Annotated in this window: 16 protein-coding genes; 14 read left to right on the forward strand and 2 right to left on the reverse strand. The window is 28.4% G+C overall.

The window, feature by feature from the left end; genetic code table 11:
• Positions 1-8 precede the first annotated feature (8 nt).
• Genes MKD34_RS02525 through MKD34_RS02560 form a run of 8 tightly spaced genes read left to right on the forward strand, consistent with a single transcriptional unit; the run spans position 9 to position 7,572 of the window.
• Entirely contained in the window at positions 9-1,193 is a 1,185-nt protein-coding gene (locus MKD34_RS02525) for a class I SAM-dependent rRNA methyltransferase (RefSeq protein WP_240219589.1), read from the forward strand.
• Between the two features lie 17 nt (positions 1,194-1,210).
• Positions 1,211-1,744 carry a CvpA family protein gene (locus tag MKD34_RS02530; protein WP_240219590.1) on the forward strand — a complete coding sequence of 178 codons (534 nt, stop codon included), beginning with the start codon at positions 1,211-1,213 and terminating at the stop codon, positions 1,742-1,744.
• Positions 1,745-1,753: 9 nt separating this feature from the next.
• Positions 1,754-2,833: an LptF/LptG family permease gene (locus MKD34_RS02535; protein WP_240219591.1), complete on the forward strand. Its 1,080-nt coding sequence runs from the start codon at positions 1,754-1,756 to the stop codon at positions 2,831-2,833.
• The gene (locus MKD34_RS02540; protein ID WP_240219592.1) at positions 2,830-3,909 is read left to right on the forward strand and encodes an LptF/LptG family permease; all 1,080 of its coding nucleotides are present in this window, start codon (positions 2,830-2,832) and stop codon (positions 3,907-3,909) included. Before MKD34_RS02535 ends, MKD34_RS02540 begins: the two co-directional genes overlap by 4 nt.
• A gap of 8 nt (positions 3,910-3,917) precedes the next feature.
• Positions 3,918-5,141: a M16 family metallopeptidase gene (locus MKD34_RS02545; RefSeq protein WP_240219593.1), complete on the forward strand. Its 1,224-nt coding sequence runs from the start codon at positions 3,918-3,920 to the stop codon at positions 5,139-5,141.
• A 10-nt stretch (positions 5,142-5,151) separates the two neighbouring features.
• On the forward strand, positions 5,152-5,592 hold the full coding sequence (dut, locus tag MKD34_RS02550) for a dUTP diphosphatase (protein ID WP_240219594.1): 441 nt from the start codon (positions 5,152-5,154) through the stop codon (positions 5,590-5,592).
• Positions 5,593-5,601: 9 nt separating this feature from the next.
• A complete protein-coding gene (gene rodA / locus MKD34_RS02555) occupies positions 5,602-6,705 on the forward strand; it encodes a rod shape-determining protein RodA (RefSeq protein ID WP_240219595.1) in 1,104 nt (367 codons plus the stop codon).
• A 3-nt stretch (positions 6,706-6,708) separates the two neighbouring features.
• The gene (locus MKD34_RS02560; protein ID WP_240219596.1) at positions 6,709-7,572 is read left to right on the forward strand and encodes an RluA family pseudouridine synthase; all 864 of its coding nucleotides are present in this window, start codon (positions 6,709-6,711) and stop codon (positions 7,570-7,572) included.
• Positions 7,573-7,611: 39 nt separating this feature from the next.
• Here MKD34_RS02560 and ftsZ read toward each other — a convergent pair whose 3' ends face one another.
• Together ftsZ and MKD34_RS02570 are read right to left on the reverse strand one after the other, a co-directional pair.
• Positions 7,612-8,556: a cell division protein FtsZ gene (gene ftsZ / locus MKD34_RS02565; protein WP_240219597.1), complete on the reverse strand. Its 945-nt coding sequence runs from the start codon at positions 8,554-8,556 to the stop codon at positions 7,612-7,614.
• Between the two features lie 90 nt (positions 8,557-8,646).
• A complete protein-coding gene (locus MKD34_RS02570; RefSeq protein WP_240219598.1) occupies positions 8,647-9,261 on the reverse strand; it encodes a histidine phosphatase family protein in 615 nt (204 codons plus the stop codon).
• Between the two features lie 90 nt (positions 9,262-9,351).
• Here MKD34_RS02570 and kdsB point away from each other — a divergent pair, with 90 nt between their 5' ends.
• The 6 genes from kdsB to MKD34_RS02600 all read left to right on the forward strand — a co-directional run bounded on the left by kdsB (position 9,352) and on the right by MKD34_RS02600 (position 17,782).
• Positions 9,352-10,089 carry a 3-deoxy-manno-octulosonate cytidylyltransferase gene (gene kdsB / locus MKD34_RS02575; RefSeq protein WP_023050946.1) on the forward strand — a complete coding sequence of 246 codons (738 nt, stop codon included), beginning with the start codon at positions 9,352-9,354 and terminating at the stop codon, positions 10,087-10,089.
• A complete protein-coding gene (locus MKD34_RS02580) occupies positions 10,089-11,648 on the forward strand; it encodes a SpoIID/LytB domain-containing protein (RefSeq protein WP_240219599.1) in 1,560 nt (519 codons plus the stop codon). Before kdsB ends, MKD34_RS02580 begins: the two co-directional genes overlap by 1 nt.
• A gap of 95 nt (positions 11,649-11,743) precedes the next feature.
• Positions 11,744-12,382, forward strand: coding sequence for a TetR/AcrR family transcriptional regulator (locus MKD34_RS02585; protein WP_240219600.1), 639 nt, complete (start codon positions 11,744-11,746; stop codon positions 12,380-12,382).
• Positions 12,382-13,668 (forward strand): TolC family protein, encoded by a 1,287-nt coding sequence (locus MKD34_RS02590; RefSeq protein ID WP_240219601.1) that lies wholly within the window; start codon positions 12,382-12,384, stop codon positions 13,666-13,668. The genes MKD34_RS02585 and MKD34_RS02590 overlap by 1 nt, the downstream gene beginning before the upstream one ends.
• A 15-nt stretch (positions 13,669-13,683) precedes the next feature.
• Positions 13,684-14,715, forward strand: coding sequence for an efflux RND transporter periplasmic adaptor subunit (locus MKD34_RS02595; RefSeq protein WP_240219602.1), 1,032 nt, complete (start codon positions 13,684-13,686; stop codon positions 14,713-14,715).
• A gap of 22 nt (positions 14,716-14,737) precedes the next feature.
• The gene (locus MKD34_RS02600; protein ID WP_240219603.1) at positions 14,738-17,782 is read left to right on the forward strand and encodes an efflux RND transporter permease subunit; all 3,045 of its coding nucleotides are present in this window, start codon (positions 14,738-14,740) and stop codon (positions 17,780-17,782) included.
• The last annotated feature ends 7 nt before the right edge of the window (positions 17,783-17,789 follow it).

Below are 17,789 nucleotides of genomic sequence, written 5' to 3' on the forward strand. Positions count from 1 at the left end.
AGAGTTTAATGGCAAAAGTAATATTAGAATCAGGAAAAGAGAAGAAAATTAGGAATTTTTATCCTAATGTATTTAAAGATGAGATACAGGATATTTTAGGAAATGTTTCTAACGGAGATATAGTTGAAGTTTGTACAACAGACGGAGAACTTGTAGCAAAAGGATATGTAGCAGAAGCAACAAATGCGTTTGTTAGAGTCTTAACAACAAAGGATATACCAGTTGATAAAACATTAATTTTAGAAAAAATTAAAAGAGCTTATGAAAAAAGAAAACCTCTTTTAGCAGAAACTAATTGTGTTAGAGCTTTTTATTCTGAAGCAGATGGAATACCAGGATTAATAATTGATAAATTTGATAAATATGTATCTGTACAATTTAGAAATTCAGGATTAGAAATAGCTTTTAGACAAGAGATAATAAATGCTATAAAAAAAGTTATGAAACCAAAAGGAATATATGAAAGAAGTGATGTTGAAAATAGAACTCACGAGGGAGTAGAACAACAAACTGGAATAATATATGGGGAGATTCCAGAAAGAATTGTGATGGAAGATAATGGATTAAAATATTATGTAGATATCGTAGATGGTCAAAAAACAGGATTTTTCCTAGATCAAAGAGACTCTAGAAAGTTTATAAGACCATTTTTAAATGAAAACACAAGATTTTTAGATGTATTCTCTAGTAGTGGTGGTTTTTCAGTTGCAGCATTAAAAGAGGGATGTAAAAAAGTTATAGCAATTGATAAAGAACCTCACGCATTAGAGCTATGTAAAGAAAACTACGAATTAAATGAGTTTACAAATGATTTTGAAACAGCTGAGGGAGATGCATTTTTAATGTTAAAAATCTTAGCTAATAGAGGAGAGAAATTTGATGTAATAACACTAGATCCTCCATCATTAATAAAGAAGAAAATAGATATTCACAGAGGAAGAGATATGTTTTTTAGCTTATGTGATGAAAGTTTTAAATTAATTGAAGATGGTGGAATAGTAGGAGTAATAACTTGTGCTTATCATATGAGTCTTCAAGATTTAATAGAAGTAACAAGAATGGCAGCTTCAAAAAATGGTAAATTATTACAAGTTATAGGAGTAAACTATCAGCCAGAAGATCATCCATGGATTTTACATGTTCCAGAAACATTATATTTAAAAGCTTTATGGGTTAGAGTAGTAAATAATTAATTTAAGGGGGAATAATTATGTACTTAGATATTTTAATAGCAGTAATACTTATATTTGCAGTAATTGAAGGATTAAAAGATGGATTTTTACTACAATTCTTCTCAATCTTTGGAATTTTTATTGACTTTATTATAGCTCAAAAATTTACTCCAATTGTAATAGAAAAATTAGCTATGAGTAACAATGAAAGTAACTATTTATTAACATATATAGGTGTATTTATAGCTTCATATTTTGCTATTGCTATTTTAATGTTTTTTATAGGAATTATTTTGAAAAATCAAAACAAAGGATTCTTATCTAGAGGATTAGGTGGAGCTTTTGGTTTGGTAAAAGGGCTTATAATTTCATTAATAATTTTATTTATTTTTAATTATGCAGCTCAAAAATATACAGTTTTAAAAAAATATGGAATTGATAGCAAAACTAATGAGGTATTTTTAGAAAAATCTCATTATATTGAAGAATATTTACCAAAAGAACTAAAATCAGAGTTAAATTACATAAAAGGAAAAGAACTAGTTGAAAAATACTTTAATAAAATGTTTTAGGAGAGAGAAATGAAAATAATTGAGAAATATATATTGGAAGATGTAAAGATGCCAATAATATTTGGAGTGTCACTATTTACATTTATTTTTCTGATAGAGATTATTGTATCTCTTATGGAGAACATAATTGTAAAAGGAATCTCATTAATTGATGTATTAAGAATATTGTCATTTTATCTACCTCCAATTTTATCGCAAACAATACCAATGGGAGTATTTTTAGGAGTTATGATTACTTTTTCTAAATTTACAAGAACAAGTGAAGCTACAGCAATGAGTTCTATAGGAATGTCTTTAAAAGATATATTGAAGCCAATAGTGATATTGGCTTCAATAATCACTGTATTTATATTTTTTTTACAAGAAAGTATTATTCCTAGATCTTTTAGTAAGCTAGAAGAGATAACTATGAAGATAGCATATGAAAATCCAGTATTTCAGTTAAAAGAGAGAATATTGATTGATGAAGTTGATGAGTATAGTTTATATATTGAAAAAATTGATAGAAAAACTAATGAGGCTGAAAATGTTTTGATTTTTCAAAAGGAAGATAAAAATACATTTCCTACTATTTTGTTAGGTGATAAAGCTTATTGGAAAAATGTAAATATGGTATTAGAAGACTCTAAATTTTATACTTTTAATCCAGATGGAACAATAAAATTAGAGGGTGAGTTTAAACAGAAAAAAATTCCATTAAGTTCTTATTTTCAAGAAGTTAGTATAGAGGTTAAAGATATTGAAGCTATGGGAATAAGTACTCTTTTTAAAAATTTAAAAGATAAAACATATCAAGAAAAAATTCCATATTTAGTGGAGATAAATAGAAAAATAGCAATTCCATTATCAACAATTGTATTAGCTATTCTGGGAGTGTTATTATCAATAGGACATCATAGAAGTGGAAAAGGAGCTAGCTTTGGAGTAAGTTTAGCAGTTATATTTACCTATATTGTATTTTTGAATGTAGGAATGGTAATGGCAAATAAAGGTGTGGTATCACCATATATGGGAGTCTGGCTACCTAATTTATTATTAGTTGGCGGAACAGCTTTACTATATAAAAGGAAAGCAGGTGGTGCTAAATGAAAAAATTAGATATTTATATAAGTAAAAATTTTATAAAATCATTTTTATTGAGCTTAATAGCATTTATAAATATTTTTATATTAAGTCAGCTATTCAAAATAATAAGATATATAACAGCTGGTAGAATGAGTGTTTCAGAATCAGCAACGTATATACTATATTTATTACCTAAAATATTTATAGAGGTCACTCCTCTTGCTGTACTTTTAGGTTCGTTAATGTGTATCAATAGAATGGCTTCAAATTTGGAAATTATATCTTTAAAAACTTCAGGAATAAGTTTTAGAAGAATAGTAAGATATCCTATAATAATATCATTTTTGATATCTTTAATAGTTTTTCAAGTGATGAATCGTATTCATCCAATAGCTTTAGCAAAAAGTAGAGCCTTAAGAGCTGGAAGAAAAATATCAGAAAGAGTATTACCAACAACTAAAAATAATGCATTTTTAAGAACAGAAGATAATCTTGTTTATTATATAAAGCAAGTGGATAGAATTGGAAATACAGGAAATCTTTTAGAGATAATAAAATTGAATAAAGAGTTTGACAAAATAGATGAAATAATAACAGCTAAAAGTGGTGAATTTGATTTAAATAAAAATCAATGGGTGCTGAAAGATGCTGTTATAAATAACTTTATTAATAAGACTCAAAAAAGTTATAAGGTATACTCTAATGAAACTTTGGATAAGGGACCATCAGATTTTATAACAATTCAAGGAGATCCGGATGAATTAACAAATGCTGAGATAACAAAATCAATTAGAGATATTAGAATAACTGGTGGAGATATAAAAGAACCACTATCTATTTTAGGAAAAAGATATTCTTTTCCTTTTGCGAGCTTTATAGTATCATTTTTAGGATTGGCTTTAGGAAGTAGATATGTAAGAGGAGCTTCAGCTATAAGTATTGCTTTAAGTGTGGGATTAGGATATTCATACTATATAGTACAAGCGTCGTTTGAAGCTTTAAGTGTTAATGGATTATTAAATCCATTTATAAGCGGTTGGATCCCGAATGTGATATTTTTATGTTTAGGAATTTACTTTATGAAGGAAGCAGAATATTAAGGAGGAAAATGAGCATAACTACTAAGAGGTTAGATAATGGTATAACATTATTAATGGAAGATATAAAAAGTATAAATACAGCAAGCTTAGGTTTTTTTGTTAGAGCTGGTGTAAAAAATGAGTTGCCTGGCGAAGAGGGAATCTCTCATTTCATAGAGCATTTATTATTTAAAGGAACAACTAATCGTTCTGCAAAAGAGATATCAGAAGAGATTGATGATCAAGGTGGAATGATAAATGCGTATACAAGTGTTGAAAAAACAGCATACTATATTCAAATGACTTCAAATACATTAGAAATTGGAATCGATATTTTAAATGATATGTTTTTAAATTCTACATTTACAGATGAAAATATTGAAAAAGAAAGAAATGTAATAATAGAAGAGATAAGAATGTATGAAGATATCCCAGAAGAGGTTGTACATGAGGAGAATCTTGGATTTGCTATAACTGGTGCACAAAGTCAAAAAGTAGCTGGAACAATAGAAAGTTTAAAAGGGATAGATAGAGAAAAAATATTAAGATATTTCTATGATATGTATAAACCTGAAAATATAGTTATTGCAGTAGCTGGAAATATTGAACAAGATAAAATATTTAAACAATTAAATGAAGGTATTGGACAGCTAAAAGATAAAAGTACAAAAAGAGTTTATAATGGAGAAATGGTTATAAATTCAGGAGAAAAAATAATAGTTCAAGAAACAACTCAAGTTCATTTATGTATCAATACTTTAGGTACATCAAGTACCGATAAAGATAGAGTTGAAGCATCTGTAATATCAAATGTTTTAGGTGGAAATATGAGTTCTAGACTTTTTCAAAAGATTAGGGAAGAAAGAGGATTAGCTTATTCAGTTTATTCTTATACATCTAATTTTGATGAAGGAGGATTATTTACTGTATACGCAGGAACTACGCATGAAGATTATAAAGAAGTAATATCTTTAATAGAGGAAGAATTAAAAGAGTTAAAAGAAAATGGAATTACTGAGAAGGAGCTTCAAAGAGCAAAAAATCAATTTTTAAGTATGGTAACTTTTGGCTTAGAGAGTAGTAAAGGTAAAATGACAAGAATGGCAGGATCGTATTTAGTTTATGGTTATGTAAGAGATATTGAAACAGTGATAAAAGAAATCGAAGATGTAAATTTAAATGATATTAAAAGAGTTGCTAAAAAGATATTTGATGAAAAGTATATATCTAAAACAATTTTAGGAAATATATAAAGGGGAAAAAATGGAAAACGTTATTGTTAAATTAGTGCTAGAAAATGGAGTAGAATTACCGAAGTATATGACAGAAGGTGCAGCTGGAATGGATGTAAAAGCAAACATAACAGAATCAGTTACATTAAAAACTTTAGAAAGAAAATTAATTCCAACTGGAATTAAGATGGAAATACCTTATGGATATGAAGTGCAAGTGAGACCAAGAAGTGGACTTGCTTTAAAGCATGGTATAACTTTAGTTAATACTCCTGGGACGATTGATTCAGACTACAGAGGAGAAGTTGGAGTTATATTGATAAATTTAAGTAATGAAGAATTTATAGTAAATCCAGGAGAAAGAATTGGACAATTAGTTTTACAAAAAGTTTATAAGATGGAGTTTGAAAAAGTGGATGAGTTATCAACAACTGTAAGAGCTGAAGGTGGATTTGGTCATACAGGAAAATAGGAGAAATTAATGGGAAAAAATCATGATTTAGTAGTTACTATAAAAAGAATAAAAAAAATGAAAAATATGATTTTATATATTGCTCTATGTATAGTTTTAATAAGTTTATTAACTGTATATAGTGCAACTATCCATAAAGGAACATCATTTTTTTATAAAGAAATTGTTTGGATAGGATTAGGAGTATTGACATATTTTATTTTTTCTTTTATAGATTATAAAGTATACGGAAAATATTACAAAATTATATATCTTGTGAACGTTATTTTATTGCTGCTAGTATTTATTGTAGGTGATAAAAGATTAGGAGCTCAGAGATGGATTGATTTAGGATTTATAACTATACAACCTTCTGAATTTTCAAAATTATTTATTGTTTTAACTTTTTCAGAAGTTTTAGCTACAAAATATAATAACAAATTTTCTGGATTTAAAAGTATTATAGCAACTAGTATCCATGTTTTACCTATATTTTTATTGATAGCAGCTCAACCAGATTTAGGAACATCATTAGTTATAATATTTTTATACTTAATCTTAATTTTTATAAATGGTATAGATTGGAAAACTATAATAATCTTAGCATTTATAGGAATTTCAATGGCTCCAATTGGGTATTTTTTCTTATTAAAAGATTATCAAAGAGAGAGAGTATTAACATTTTTAAATCCAGAAGCTGATTTGTTAGGTAGTGGTTGGAATGTAACGCAATCAATGATAGCTGTAGGATCTGGTGGCATATTTGGAAAAGGATTTTTGCAAGGAACTCAAAGTAAATTGAGATTTTTACCTGAATCGCATACAGATTTCATAGCAGCCGTATTTTTAGAGGAGAGAGGTTTAATAGGTGGATGTGTGTTATTAATCCTTTATATTTTACTTTTATGGGGAATAATGAGAATTGGTGATAAATCTGAAGGTTATGGAAAACTGATTTGTTATGGTATATCAGCTATCTTCTTTTTCCATATAGTTATAAATATTGGAATGGTAACAGGGATAATGCCAGTTACAGGTTTACCTCTTCTTCTTATGAGTTATGGTGGAACGTCATTTTTGTTTGCATTTGCAATGCTAGGAATAGTTCAAAGCATAAATATATATAGGGAGTAAGAAATGGAATATATTATAGATTCTAGTTTTCATGAAGTTAGATTAGATAGATTTTTAAGAAAAAAATATGAAAATACTCCATTAACAGAAATTTTTAAAGGAATAAGAACTGGAAAAATAAAAGTTAATGGGAAAAAATCTAAAGAAAACTATAGATTAAAAGAAGGCGATATTGTAAAAGTTTTAATAGCTGGTGGAGAAACAGTTGCAAAAGATTTTATAAAAATATTACCTCAAGATATGAACACTATAAAAAGTGGAATTGTTTATGAAGATGAGAAAGTTGTTATTTTCAATAAAGAAGCTAATCTAGTTATGCATAAAGGAAGTGGTCATGAGTACGGCCTTTCTGAACTTTTTAAAAGTTACTATAAAACAGATGAATTTAATTTTGTAAATAGAATAGATAAATCTACATCTGGTTTAGTTATAGGAGCTAAAAGTTTAGCAGTAACAAGAGAATTAGCAGAAGAGGTTAGAGAGGGAAAAACAGATAAAAAATATTATATATTAGTTGATGGTATTATTACTAAAAAAGAGTTTACTTTAAAAACTTATCTAAAAAAAGAAGAAACAAAAGTAATAGAGTTAGATTCTTATGAAGATGGAGCAAAAGAAAGTATATCTTATTTTAAAGTTTTAAAAATTGGTAAGAGAAAAACTATTTTAGAGGGAAAACTTGAAACAGGAAGAACACATCAATTAAGAGTGCAATTATCAAATTTAGGACATCCTATCGTTGGAGATGGGAAATATGGAAAAGGTGGAAAAAATATGTTTTTATTTTCATACTATTGTGAAATACCAAAATATAAAATAAAAATAGAATTACCTTTGCCAGAAGAATTCTTAAAAAATTTAGATTAAAAAAACGGTTTTTATTTTAAACCGTTTTTTTTATTACTATTATTTATTTAAAAAAGAGTTTGCAATTAAAATAACTTTAATTGTATCATCAGAGTTTTCATCTATAGAAACTCCAAATAAAACATCATCAATTTCAGCACGACACTCTTTTTTTATTGTTTCAACAATAATACTAGATTCCATCAAATTTAAATCTTTCGGTCCAATAATATTTACTAAGAATTTAGTTGCACCTAAAATAGTTCTTTCAAAAAGAGATGAGTCAACAGCAGCAAGAGCAGCTTTTTCAGCTCTCTTTTCACCTTCGCCTTCACCGAATCCTAAAATAGCTTCTCCTGAGTCTAATAAAAGTGATTTTATATCAGCAAAATCTAAATTAATTAGACCTTTAGCTAACATAAGATCTGTCATACCTTTGACAGCAGTAAATAAAACAAAATTACTTTTTTTAAATGCTTCCTGTACTGTTATATTAGGAGTTGAGTTATCTAAAAGTTTATCATTAGGAATAACAATAAGAGAATCAACAAAAGGTTTAAGATTTTTAATACCTGTTTCAGCAATTTTCATTCTTCTTTTGCCTTCAAAAGAGAATGGTTTAGTAACAATTGCAACAGTTAAAATATTCATATCTTTAGCCAATTTTGCAATCAAAGCTGTGGCAGCACTACCTGTTCCACCTCCCATAGTAGAAGTCAAAAATAAAAAATCAGTACCTCTTAAGATATTTTTTATAAAAGTTAAACTTTCTTTTGTAGCTTTTTCTCCTAGTTCAATATTACCACCACATCCAAGTCCTTTTGTAGTTGATGGTCCTAATTGAATTTTATGAGGAGTTTTAGAGTTGTTTAAATCTTGTAAATCAGTATTAAGTGCAAAGAAAGTAACGTCTTCGATATGAGAAGAAACGATTTCATCAAGGGCGTTTATACCACCGCCACCAATACCCATAACTTTTATATTAACATTAAACTTATCTCCCAAAAAAACTCACCCCCTAAATAAAATAGATAGCAATATATAACATTAGTACTTTAATACTATACGATTTCCTTTGTGTCAACAGCAAAAAAATTATTTTAAATGTTCAGTGTCAGAAAATTTAATAATTTTAAAGCCATTTGAATCATATTCAACAATAGTTGTACTTGTATTTTCAGGAACAGGTTGCTTAGAGAACTCGTCAATACCTTTTTCATTAATAATATTAAAAATAGCTTTTAGCGTAACACCGTGACTAATAACTAAGATATTTCCATCATTATTTTCTTTAATAAGTTTTTCTAATCCAAGTTTAACTCTATGTAATATCTCTTCATAACTTTCACCATTATAAGCACTCGGATTATAATCCATAGCGTTATTCCAGAAATTATGGTATTCAATAGGATAATTTTTTTCAAACTCTTCTCTTGGAATTCCTTCAACTTTTCCCATATTTATTTCTTGGAATTCATCAATGGTAGTTATTTCCATATTTTTATCCCCAAGTAAAAGTTTGGTTGTTTGTAAAGCTCTATCTTGTGGTGATGAGTAAACTTTTTTAAAATCAATATCTTTTAAGTGGTGAGAAAGTTTTTTAGCTTGTTCAACTCCTAGTTCTGTTAATGGAGAGTTAGATCTTCCTTGAAAAATTTTTAGTGTATTCCAAACAGTTTCACCATGTCTTACAAAATAAATACGTAGCATAATTTTCTCCTTTTTAAGTATAAAAACTCTTTTTTTTAATATGATATTCTTGTATAATCTTATTATACATTGAATTTTGGAGGTTGTAAAATGAAGTTTTTAGGAGTAATTCCAGCAAGATATGAATCAACAAGATTACCGAGAAAGCCATTAAAAGATATTTGTGGGCATTCAATGATTGAATGGGTTTATAAAAGAGCTATGAAATCTAATTTAGATGAAGTAATTGTAGCTACAGATTCTCAAGAAGTTTTTGATGCAGTTAAATCATTTGGAGGAGAAGTTATATTAACAGATGTAAATCATTTAAATGGAACTAGTAGAATAGCTGAAGTTTGTGAAAAAATAACTGATTATGATGTAATTATAAATATTCAAGGAGATGAACCTTTGATAGAGCCAGATATGATAAACTCATTGATTAATGTATTTAAAGATGAAGAGGATTTAAAAATGGCAACATTAAAACATAAACTCTTAAAAAAAGAGGATATTGAAAATCCTAATTATGTAAAAGTTGTAACTGATAAAAAAGATTATGCAATATATTTTTCAAGAAGTGTAATACCATATCCAAGAAATGAGAATTTAGATATATATTTTAAACATGTGGGTATCTATGGATACAAAAGAGAATTTGTTTTAGAATATGCAAAGTTAAAAAGTACTCCTTTAGAAAATTCAGAATCATTGGAGCAGCTTAGAGTTTTAGAAAATGGATATAAAATAAAAGTTTTAGAAACACCATTTGAAATAATAGGGGTAGATACTCAAGATGAGCTCGAAAAAGTAAGAAAATATATAAGTGAAAAAGGAATAGAGTTATAATGAAAAAGCAAAATATAAAAAATATGATAGTTATTGGTATTTGTTTATTAAGTTTTGCAGGATGTAGTAGTAGTTCAAAAAAAGATTATTATAAAAGACCAGGGAGTTCTTCATCTAATTTAAAAGGAGATAGAGTTGATTTATATGGGAGCTATTCTAAAGATAAAATACCAGTGGCAAGACCGATACCATATTTAAAATATGTAAATGATATGGAGTTCCCAAAAGTTCCAATTAAGTCTTATAAAGAAAAAGAATTTTTAGATTTTTATAAAAATACTAAAGTTAAGGGACATGGAGATAATTCAAACTATTGGAGATGGAAAGTTACTTTAACTAAAAAAGAGATAAGCAATGTATTAAATAAAAATTTAGTAACTTTAAGTTCAAGAAGACCAAAAGAGGTATTAACTTATGAAAAAGGAGAATGGATAGCTAAAAAAATTCCATTAAATCCAGTTGGTGAAGTTATAACTTTAAGAGTTCTTGAAAGAGGGAAATCAGGGTTAGTAACAAAATTATTAATAAAAGGAACTAGAGGAGAATACATTGTTGCAAAAGAGGGGAATATTAGAAATTTACTAAGTTTAAGTAAAAATAATGTAGACAGTGTAGTAAATATTTATGGTGCCAAAGGAGGAAGTGCTAGCTATAATGATAAGCCAATATCAAAAAATCCAAGTATGTTACCATCAGCATTTATAGCAATAGAAAAGCTAGGAAATGGTGGTTTTAATATTTATGGTGGAGGATTTGGACATGGTTCTGGTATACCTCAATGGTCTGCCATGGATTTAACTAAAAATAAGGGATATTCATACAAGCAAGTTTTACAAAGATATTATACAGATACAAAGTTAAAAAATATGAGATCAGTAGATGGGATAGGAGATAAAATAAGAGTTGGTATAATGAACAGTGGATTTTCAACTCTTAATCATTCAAAAATTTCAATGTTTTCTTTAGGAAACATAAAGATAAAAAGTAAAGATGGAAATGTAAATATAAATCCAAGAACTTCGGTTGATTTTGTAGTAAAAGATGGATATACACAAGTAATTGTTCAAAATAAATTAAGATTGAAGACAAGAAATTTTATAAATATCACATCTAATAAAATGATTTCTGTAACAAACATAAGGAGAAATGTGAGAAATTATAAATATCCAACATATAGAGGTGAATTTGAAATAAGATTAGCTCAAGGTGGAAAAAATTTAAATTTAATTAATGAAATAAATATAGAAGATTACTTATTACAAGTTGTACCAAGTGAAATGCCACAAAGTTTTGGGCTAGAAGCTCTTAAAGTTCAAGCAATTGCTGCAAGAACTTATGCAGCTAAAGATATTTTAAGAAATAGATATATAAAGCAAGGATTCCATATAGTTGATAGTACTCAGAGTCAAGTTTATAATAATTTGGATGAGAACGAATTGTCAGCACAAGCAGTGAAATCAACGAAAGGATTAATATTAATACACGAAGATAAACCGATTGATGCGAAATACTACTCTACTTCGTCCGGATTTAATTCAAATGCTCATAATGTATGGTAAAATATAAAAAAAGCATTGACTAAATAGTCATTATAGATTAAAATGGTCTGTGACTATTTAGTCATTTTAAATTTAAAATGAAATAAGGGGGCTTTATGCTAAAGGAGGGAAAGAAGGAACAGATATTAGAAGCAGGAAAAGATGTTTTGTTAAAAAAAGGAATATTTAAAACTAGAGTTGAAGATATAACTAATTATTTAGGAATTGCAAAAGGAAGTTTTTATACATATTTTAAATCAAAAGATCAACTTTTAGAGGAAATTATTGATCGAGTGTATGAAATCAGAGAAAATGAATTAGAGGAGCTTTTAGAAAGTAACTATAATTACAGAGAACAAATAAAAATATTTATAATAAAAAGATTTGTTATATCGTCAGATAATTTAAACTCTCATTTAATATTAATAAATTTAACAAGAAATTTAGAGCATTTAACACCTGTTCTTAGAGAAAAACTTCTAAAAATAGAAATTTTAAACAGAAAGTTTCTAAAAGCTATAATAAAAAATATTCCATGTATAAACTATACAGAAGACGAAATGAATACCATTATAATTTTTATTATGGGTGGAATAAAATCATATAGATTAGAAAGATTATTCTATAAAAATACAGATGACTATTTTATAAGTGATATAGAAGAGTTTAGAGAACGATTAAGAAATATAAACTTAGAAAAAGAAGTCGAATTAGTGGTAAATGGAATTTTAAAATTACTAACAGGAGGAAATTAATGAAAAAGTTATTAGGATTACTGGTATTGCTTTCAACAGCAGCCTTTTCAAGAGAACTGACATTAGAAAGTGCAATTGATCTAGCTTTAGAAAATGGAAAAACGATAAAAACATCAGAACTATCAAAAGAAAATGCAAAGTTAAATGTTAGAAGAGCATTTAAAACAGCTTTACCAACAGTAACATATAATGGACAATATCAAAAAGCAGAGCATACAAATAGAAATATGCTAGATATAGTTGAGTCGGATGGAACAACAGGAATAGGAGCTAAAAGTGGATATTCACAAACAATAGGTCTTTATCAACCTTTATTTAGAGGAGGAGCTATAACAGGTGGAATTTTAGGAGCTGAAGCTTCAAAAAATATGGCAGATATTTATCTTTTATCTGAAAAAAGAGATGTTAGGTTAGATATTATATCTTTATACTCAAGTATAATAAATTTTGAAAAAGATTTAACAGTTTTAGAGGCATCTAGGAAAGAGTTACAAGCTAGATATGATAAGCAAAGTGAACAGTTAAATTTAAGATTAGTTACAAAAGCTGATCTTTTAAAAACTGAATATTCTATTTTAGATTTAGAGGCACAAATAACAGGGACTAAAACAAATTTAGAGATAGCTAAAAAAGATTTAAAATTAAAGTTAATGATTCCAAATAATGAAGAGATTACTTTAAAAGATTTCCAAGTACCAGAAAACTTAACATCAGGAATTGATTTTGGAAAAGATTTAGATCAAGCACTAACAAATAGTTTGTCTGCTAAATTAGCAGTAAATAAAGTTAACTATGCTCAAGCTGAAAAAGTTGTAGCAAGATCAAGTTTATTACCACAAGTTGATGCTTTTGCAACATATGGAACAGCAAAAGAGAGTCATCACTTTGACAATAGCTTTGACAACGCTGAATGGAGAGGTGGGGTTTCCGTGAAATGGGATGTATTTTCATTCGGAAGCGGAATTGATGAATATAATGTGGCAAAAAACAATGAGAATATAGAATCTATTAATCAAGAACTAACATCAGATAATATAAAACTATCTGTTACAAAAAATTATAGAGAGTTAATACGTTTACAACAACTAAGAGACTCTAGAAATAAGGCTTTAGAAGCAGCAACGGAGAATTTCAATATAGATACAGAAAGATATAATGCAGGATTAATTTCAACTGTAGATTATTTATTATCTGAAAGTCAATATAGACAGGCAGCTGTAGATTATAACTCAGCAGTATTAAATTATTATGTAGCATTTGAAAAATATAGATCATCACTTATTTAATATTTAGGAGGAAAGATGAAAAAGGGATTATTCATATTAACAGCGGCAGCTATCTTGATGACTGCTTGTGGGAAAAAAGAAGAAGCAGTAGTAGAAAAACCAAAAAAGCCAGTAGTAGCATCACAAGTTAAAAAGGAACAAGTTTCAGATATATATACAACTGATGGAACAATTGTGCCTCAAGAAAAGGTAAATCATACATTAGATACACAAGGAACTGTATCAACAGTGTTAAAGAAAAATGGAGATTTTGTAAAAAAAGGTGAAGTTATAGTAAAATTTACAGATGCAAAAGCCGAGTCAAATTATGATGCAGCAAAAGCTAATTTACAGTCAACAAAAAACAATTTTGAAAAATTTAATAAACTTTATGAAAAGCAAATGATATCTCAATTGGAGTTTTTAAATTATAGAGATGCATATACAAATGCATTAGCAGATTATACAGCTAAAAAATCAAACTACGATAAATTAACTAGAAAATCTGAGTTAACAGGATTAGTAGGAAACTTAAATTTAAAATCTGGAAATATAGTAGAAGCTAATTCAACTGTATTCACAGTAGTAGATGAGAATGTAATGGAAATAACTGTTGATTTCCCAGGTTATTGGTTAAGTACATTAAACGAGGGATCACCAGTGACTTTAATGGTTTCTGATTTAGGTGGAAAAGAGTTTGATGGAAAAATTAAATCTATAAATCCAATAGCAGATCCTGAAACTAAAAAGTTTCCAGTAAAGATATCTATTGAGAATAAGACAAAAGAGTTGAAAGATGGAATGTATACAAAGGTTGTAATTCCAACTGAGAAAAGAGAAGGACTTATTGTACCTCAACAAGCAGTTTTCATAAGAGATTTATTAAGTTATGTTTATAAAATAGAAGATGGAAAAGCAAAAAGAATAGAGGTTGTAACAGGAGCTACAATAAAACCAAATATTGAGGTTATATCGGAAGAATTAAAACCAGGAGATTTAGTAGTATCTGATGGTATATTCGGATTAGCTGATGGAGATGAAATTACAATAAATAACGAAACAAAATAGAAATTAAAGAGGTGAAAGATATATGTCATTAGCAGGTATTGCTATACGTAGACCCGTTGCAACAGTAATGGTAATGGTCTCGATGGTATTCTTAGGAATTGTTTCGATGCTATCAATGAAGTCTGAACTGCTTCCTAATATGAATATTCCAATGGTTGTAATTACTACAACTTGGAATGGAGCTGTTCCAGAAGATGTAAACAGTCAGATTACTAAAAAAATAGAAGATTCACTATCAGGTGTTGATGGAATTAAAAAGATAACGTCTACATCATCATTTGAAAGATCAGTTGTAAGTATAGAGTTTGATTATGGTGTAAACATAGATTTAAAAAGAGGAGATGTTCAAAGGGAGATTGATGCTATATCAGGAGAGTTACCAGATGATGCATCAAAACCTACGACACAGAAAAAGTTAGCAGGTTCAGGAAATACTGCAATGATGCTAAACGTATCAGGTCCAAATTTCTTAGAATTAACAACATTTGTAAATGAGTTCATGACTCCAAGATTTGAAAGAATTGGAGGGGTTGGAAGTGTTGATACATTAGGATCTCCAGATAAGCAGATTCAAATTCAATTTGATACAGATAAATTGGCATCATATAATTTAACACCGAATGAATTGTATGACTTAATAAAAACATCATCAATAAATGTTCCTTTAGGAGTTATTAAAACTGGAGGAAAAGATGTTGTTGCAAGATTTATGGGAGAATTTAACTACTTAGATGAATTTGAAAATATGATTTTAAGAAGTAACGGTAAAACACTTAGATTAAAAGATATTGCTAATGTAGTATTAACTACTGAAGATCAAAGTGAGATAACTAAACTTAATGGAAAACCATCAGTAATGTTAGTTATTGAAAAATCTACGGATGGAAATATCTTATCAATTACAGATAATGCAAAAATAGCTTTAGAAGAGATGAAACCATATTTTCCTAAAGGTGTAGAAGTAACAACTGTAATGGATTACTCTGAAAATATTAATTCATCAATTTCAGGAGTAAAAGGAAATGCTGTTACAGGACTTGTTCTAGCGACAATAGTACTTTTAGTATTCTTAAAAAATATTAGAGCTACAATGCTTATATCATTAGCATTACCAATAGCTATTATATTTACATTTGCTTTCTTATCTCTTTTAGGAGTAACAATAAACGTTATCTCTTTAATGGGATTATCTATCGGAGTAGGAATGCTAACGGACAACTCAGTTGTTGTTATAGATAATATTTATAGACACATAACGGAATTAAAAAAACCAGTAATGGAAGCGTCAGAAGATGGAGCATCGGAAGTTGCTGTAGCAATATTAGCATCAGCATTAACAACAATGGTTGTATTTATTCCAGTACTATTTATTCCTGGTATTGCAAGAGAGATATTTAGAGATATGTCATTATCAATAATATTCTCTAACGTTGCCGCTTTAATAGTATCATTGACTCTAATGCCAATGGTAGCAAGTAGATTTTTAAAAGCTAATGCTGATATTACTAAAGAGGGTAAGATATTTGGAAAAGTAAAAAGTGGATATGAAAAAATAATAGAGTGGGCAATTACAAATAGAAAGAAAACAGTTGCATTAGCATTTTTAACATTTATGGTTATGATGGTAATAGGGCCAATGTTAACAAGAACAGAGTTTATACCGAAACAAGATTATGGTAGATATTCTGTTGTTTTAGAACTAGAAAAAGGGCTTTCTGTTGAAAGAGCAGAAGAGATTACAGAGCAAGCAGTTGAAGTAGTAAAAAATAATCCTTTAACGAAAACATATATCTCTCTTGTAAAAACAGGAGTAGGTATTGTAAACGTTGACATAGGACCAAAGACTGATAGAGATGTATCAATATTCCAAGTAATGGATAATTTAAGACCTGAATTAGAAAAGATACCAGGAATTAAGTTTAACTTAAAAGATGACTATCAATCAGCAGGTGGAAACAGAGACGTTGAATTTAGAATATCTTCTGATTCATTAGATGTTGCTGAAAATATAGCAAAACAAGTGCAAGATAAAATTAGTCAAAATCCTGGTATTATAGATATTACATCAAGTATAGAACCAGGAAATGTAGAAGCTAGAGTTGTCTTAAACAGAGATAAATTAAGAGCACATGGAATTAGTCCATTTGATATAGGTAGAACAATAAGTTACTCTTTCCTTGGAGGAAATAGAGCAACTGGACAAACACTATCTGTAAAAACAGGAACAGAAGAGATTGATGTTTTAATAAGATTACCAAAAGATTCAAGAACTAAGGTTTCAACTTTAGAAGAATTAAATGTTAGAGGAGCAGATGGTAAATTTGTAAAAGTTTCGGATGTGGCAGACGTTGTTATGGCAGAGGGAGCATCAGAAGTAACAAAAACAGATAAAATATTCTATGCATCAGTTTCTGCAAATGATGGTGGAATTGGATTAAGTAAAGTTCAAAATGAAATTGTAAATGCATTTGAAGCAACTAACCCGCCAAAAGGTGTATCTTATTCGTGGGGTGGAATGTCACAGTTATTTAACGAAGCAATTGTTCAAATGGGAATGGCACTTGGAATTTCAATATTCTTAATATATGCTATTCTAGCATCACAATTTGAGAACTTCTTACTTCCAGGAATTATATTAGCATCAGTACCGTTAGCAATGATTGGTGTTTATGGAGGATTATTAATTACAAACTCTCCATTTGATATGATGGTAATGATTGGAATAATAATGCTAGCAGGAACCGTTGTTAATAATGCCATAGTTCTTATTGACTTTATTAAAATTTTAAGAGAAAGAGGATATGAACTTAATGATGCTGTAAGAGAGTCATGTAAAACAAGATTAAGACCAATTCTAATGACTACAATGACAACAGTATGTGGAATGATACCTCTTGCTTTAGGATTTGGAGAGGGAGCAGAGTTATATTCGGGAATGTCTATAGCTGTTATATTTGGATTATCGTTCTCGACACTGCTAACACTAGTAGTAATTCCAGTTCTATACATTATGGTTGAAGACTTTATTGATAGAATGAAGAAAAAGTTAAAGAAGCAAAAAGTATAAGAAAAAT

Origin of the sequence: Cetobacterium somerae, assembly GCF_022430525.1 — a bacterium.
Lineage (GTDB): Bacteria > Fusobacteriota > Fusobacteriia > Fusobacteriales > Fusobacteriaceae > Cetobacterium_A.

What these genes read in the sequence shown, in the direction of transcription:
- MKD34_RS02560 (WP_240219596.1), top strand. Translation starts at nt 6,709, where the DNA reads ATGGAATATATTATAGATTCTAGTTTTCATGAAGTTAGATTAGATAGA.
- MKD34_RS02580 (WP_240219599.1), top strand. Translation starts at nt 10,089, where the DNA reads ATGAAAAAGCAAAATATAAAAAATATGATAGTTATTGGTATTTGTTTA.
- MKD34_RS02590 (WP_240219601.1), top strand. Translation starts at nt 12,382, where the DNA reads ATGAAAAAGTTATTAGGATTACTGGTATTGCTTTCAACAGCAGCCTTT.
- MKD34_RS02530 (WP_240219590.1), top strand. Translation starts at nt 1,211, where the DNA reads ATGTACTTAGATATTTTAATAGCAGTAATACTTATATTTGCAGTAATT.
- MKD34_RS02570 (WP_240219598.1), bottom strand. Translation starts at nt 9,261, where the DNA reads ATGCTACGTATTTATTTTGTAAGACATGGTGAAACTGTTTGGAATACA.
- MKD34_RS02525 (WP_240219589.1), top strand. Translation starts at nt 9, where the DNA reads ATGGCAAAAGTAATATTAGAATCAGGAAAAGAGAAGAAAATTAGGAAT.
- MKD34_RS02535 (WP_240219591.1), top strand. Translation starts at nt 1,754, where the DNA reads ATGAAAATAATTGAGAAATATATATTGGAAGATGTAAAGATGCCAATA.
- dut (WP_240219594.1), top strand. Translation starts at nt 5,152, where the DNA reads ATGGAAAACGTTATTGTTAAATTAGTGCTAGAAAATGGAGTAGAATTA.
- kdsB (WP_023050946.1), top strand. Translation starts at nt 9,352, where the DNA reads ATGAAGTTTTTAGGAGTAATTCCAGCAAGATATGAATCAACAAGATTA.
- MKD34_RS02600 (WP_240219603.1), top strand. Translation starts at nt 14,738, where the DNA reads ATGTCATTAGCAGGTATTGCTATACGTAGACCCGTTGCAACAGTAATG.
- MKD34_RS02595 (WP_240219602.1), top strand. Translation starts at nt 13,684, where the DNA reads ATGAAAAAGGGATTATTCATATTAACAGCGGCAGCTATCTTGATGACT.
- MKD34_RS02585 (WP_240219600.1), top strand. Translation starts at nt 11,744, where the DNA reads ATGCTAAAGGAGGGAAAGAAGGAACAGATATTAGAAGCAGGAAAAGAT.
- rodA (WP_240219595.1), top strand. Translation starts at nt 5,602, where the DNA reads ATGGGAAAAAATCATGATTTAGTAGTTACTATAAAAAGAATAAAAAAA.
- MKD34_RS02540 (WP_240219592.1), top strand. Translation starts at nt 2,830, where the DNA reads ATGAAAAAATTAGATATTTATATAAGTAAAAATTTTATAAAATCATTT.
- MKD34_RS02545 (WP_240219593.1), top strand. Translation starts at nt 3,918, where the DNA reads ATGAGCATAACTACTAAGAGGTTAGATAATGGTATAACATTATTAATG.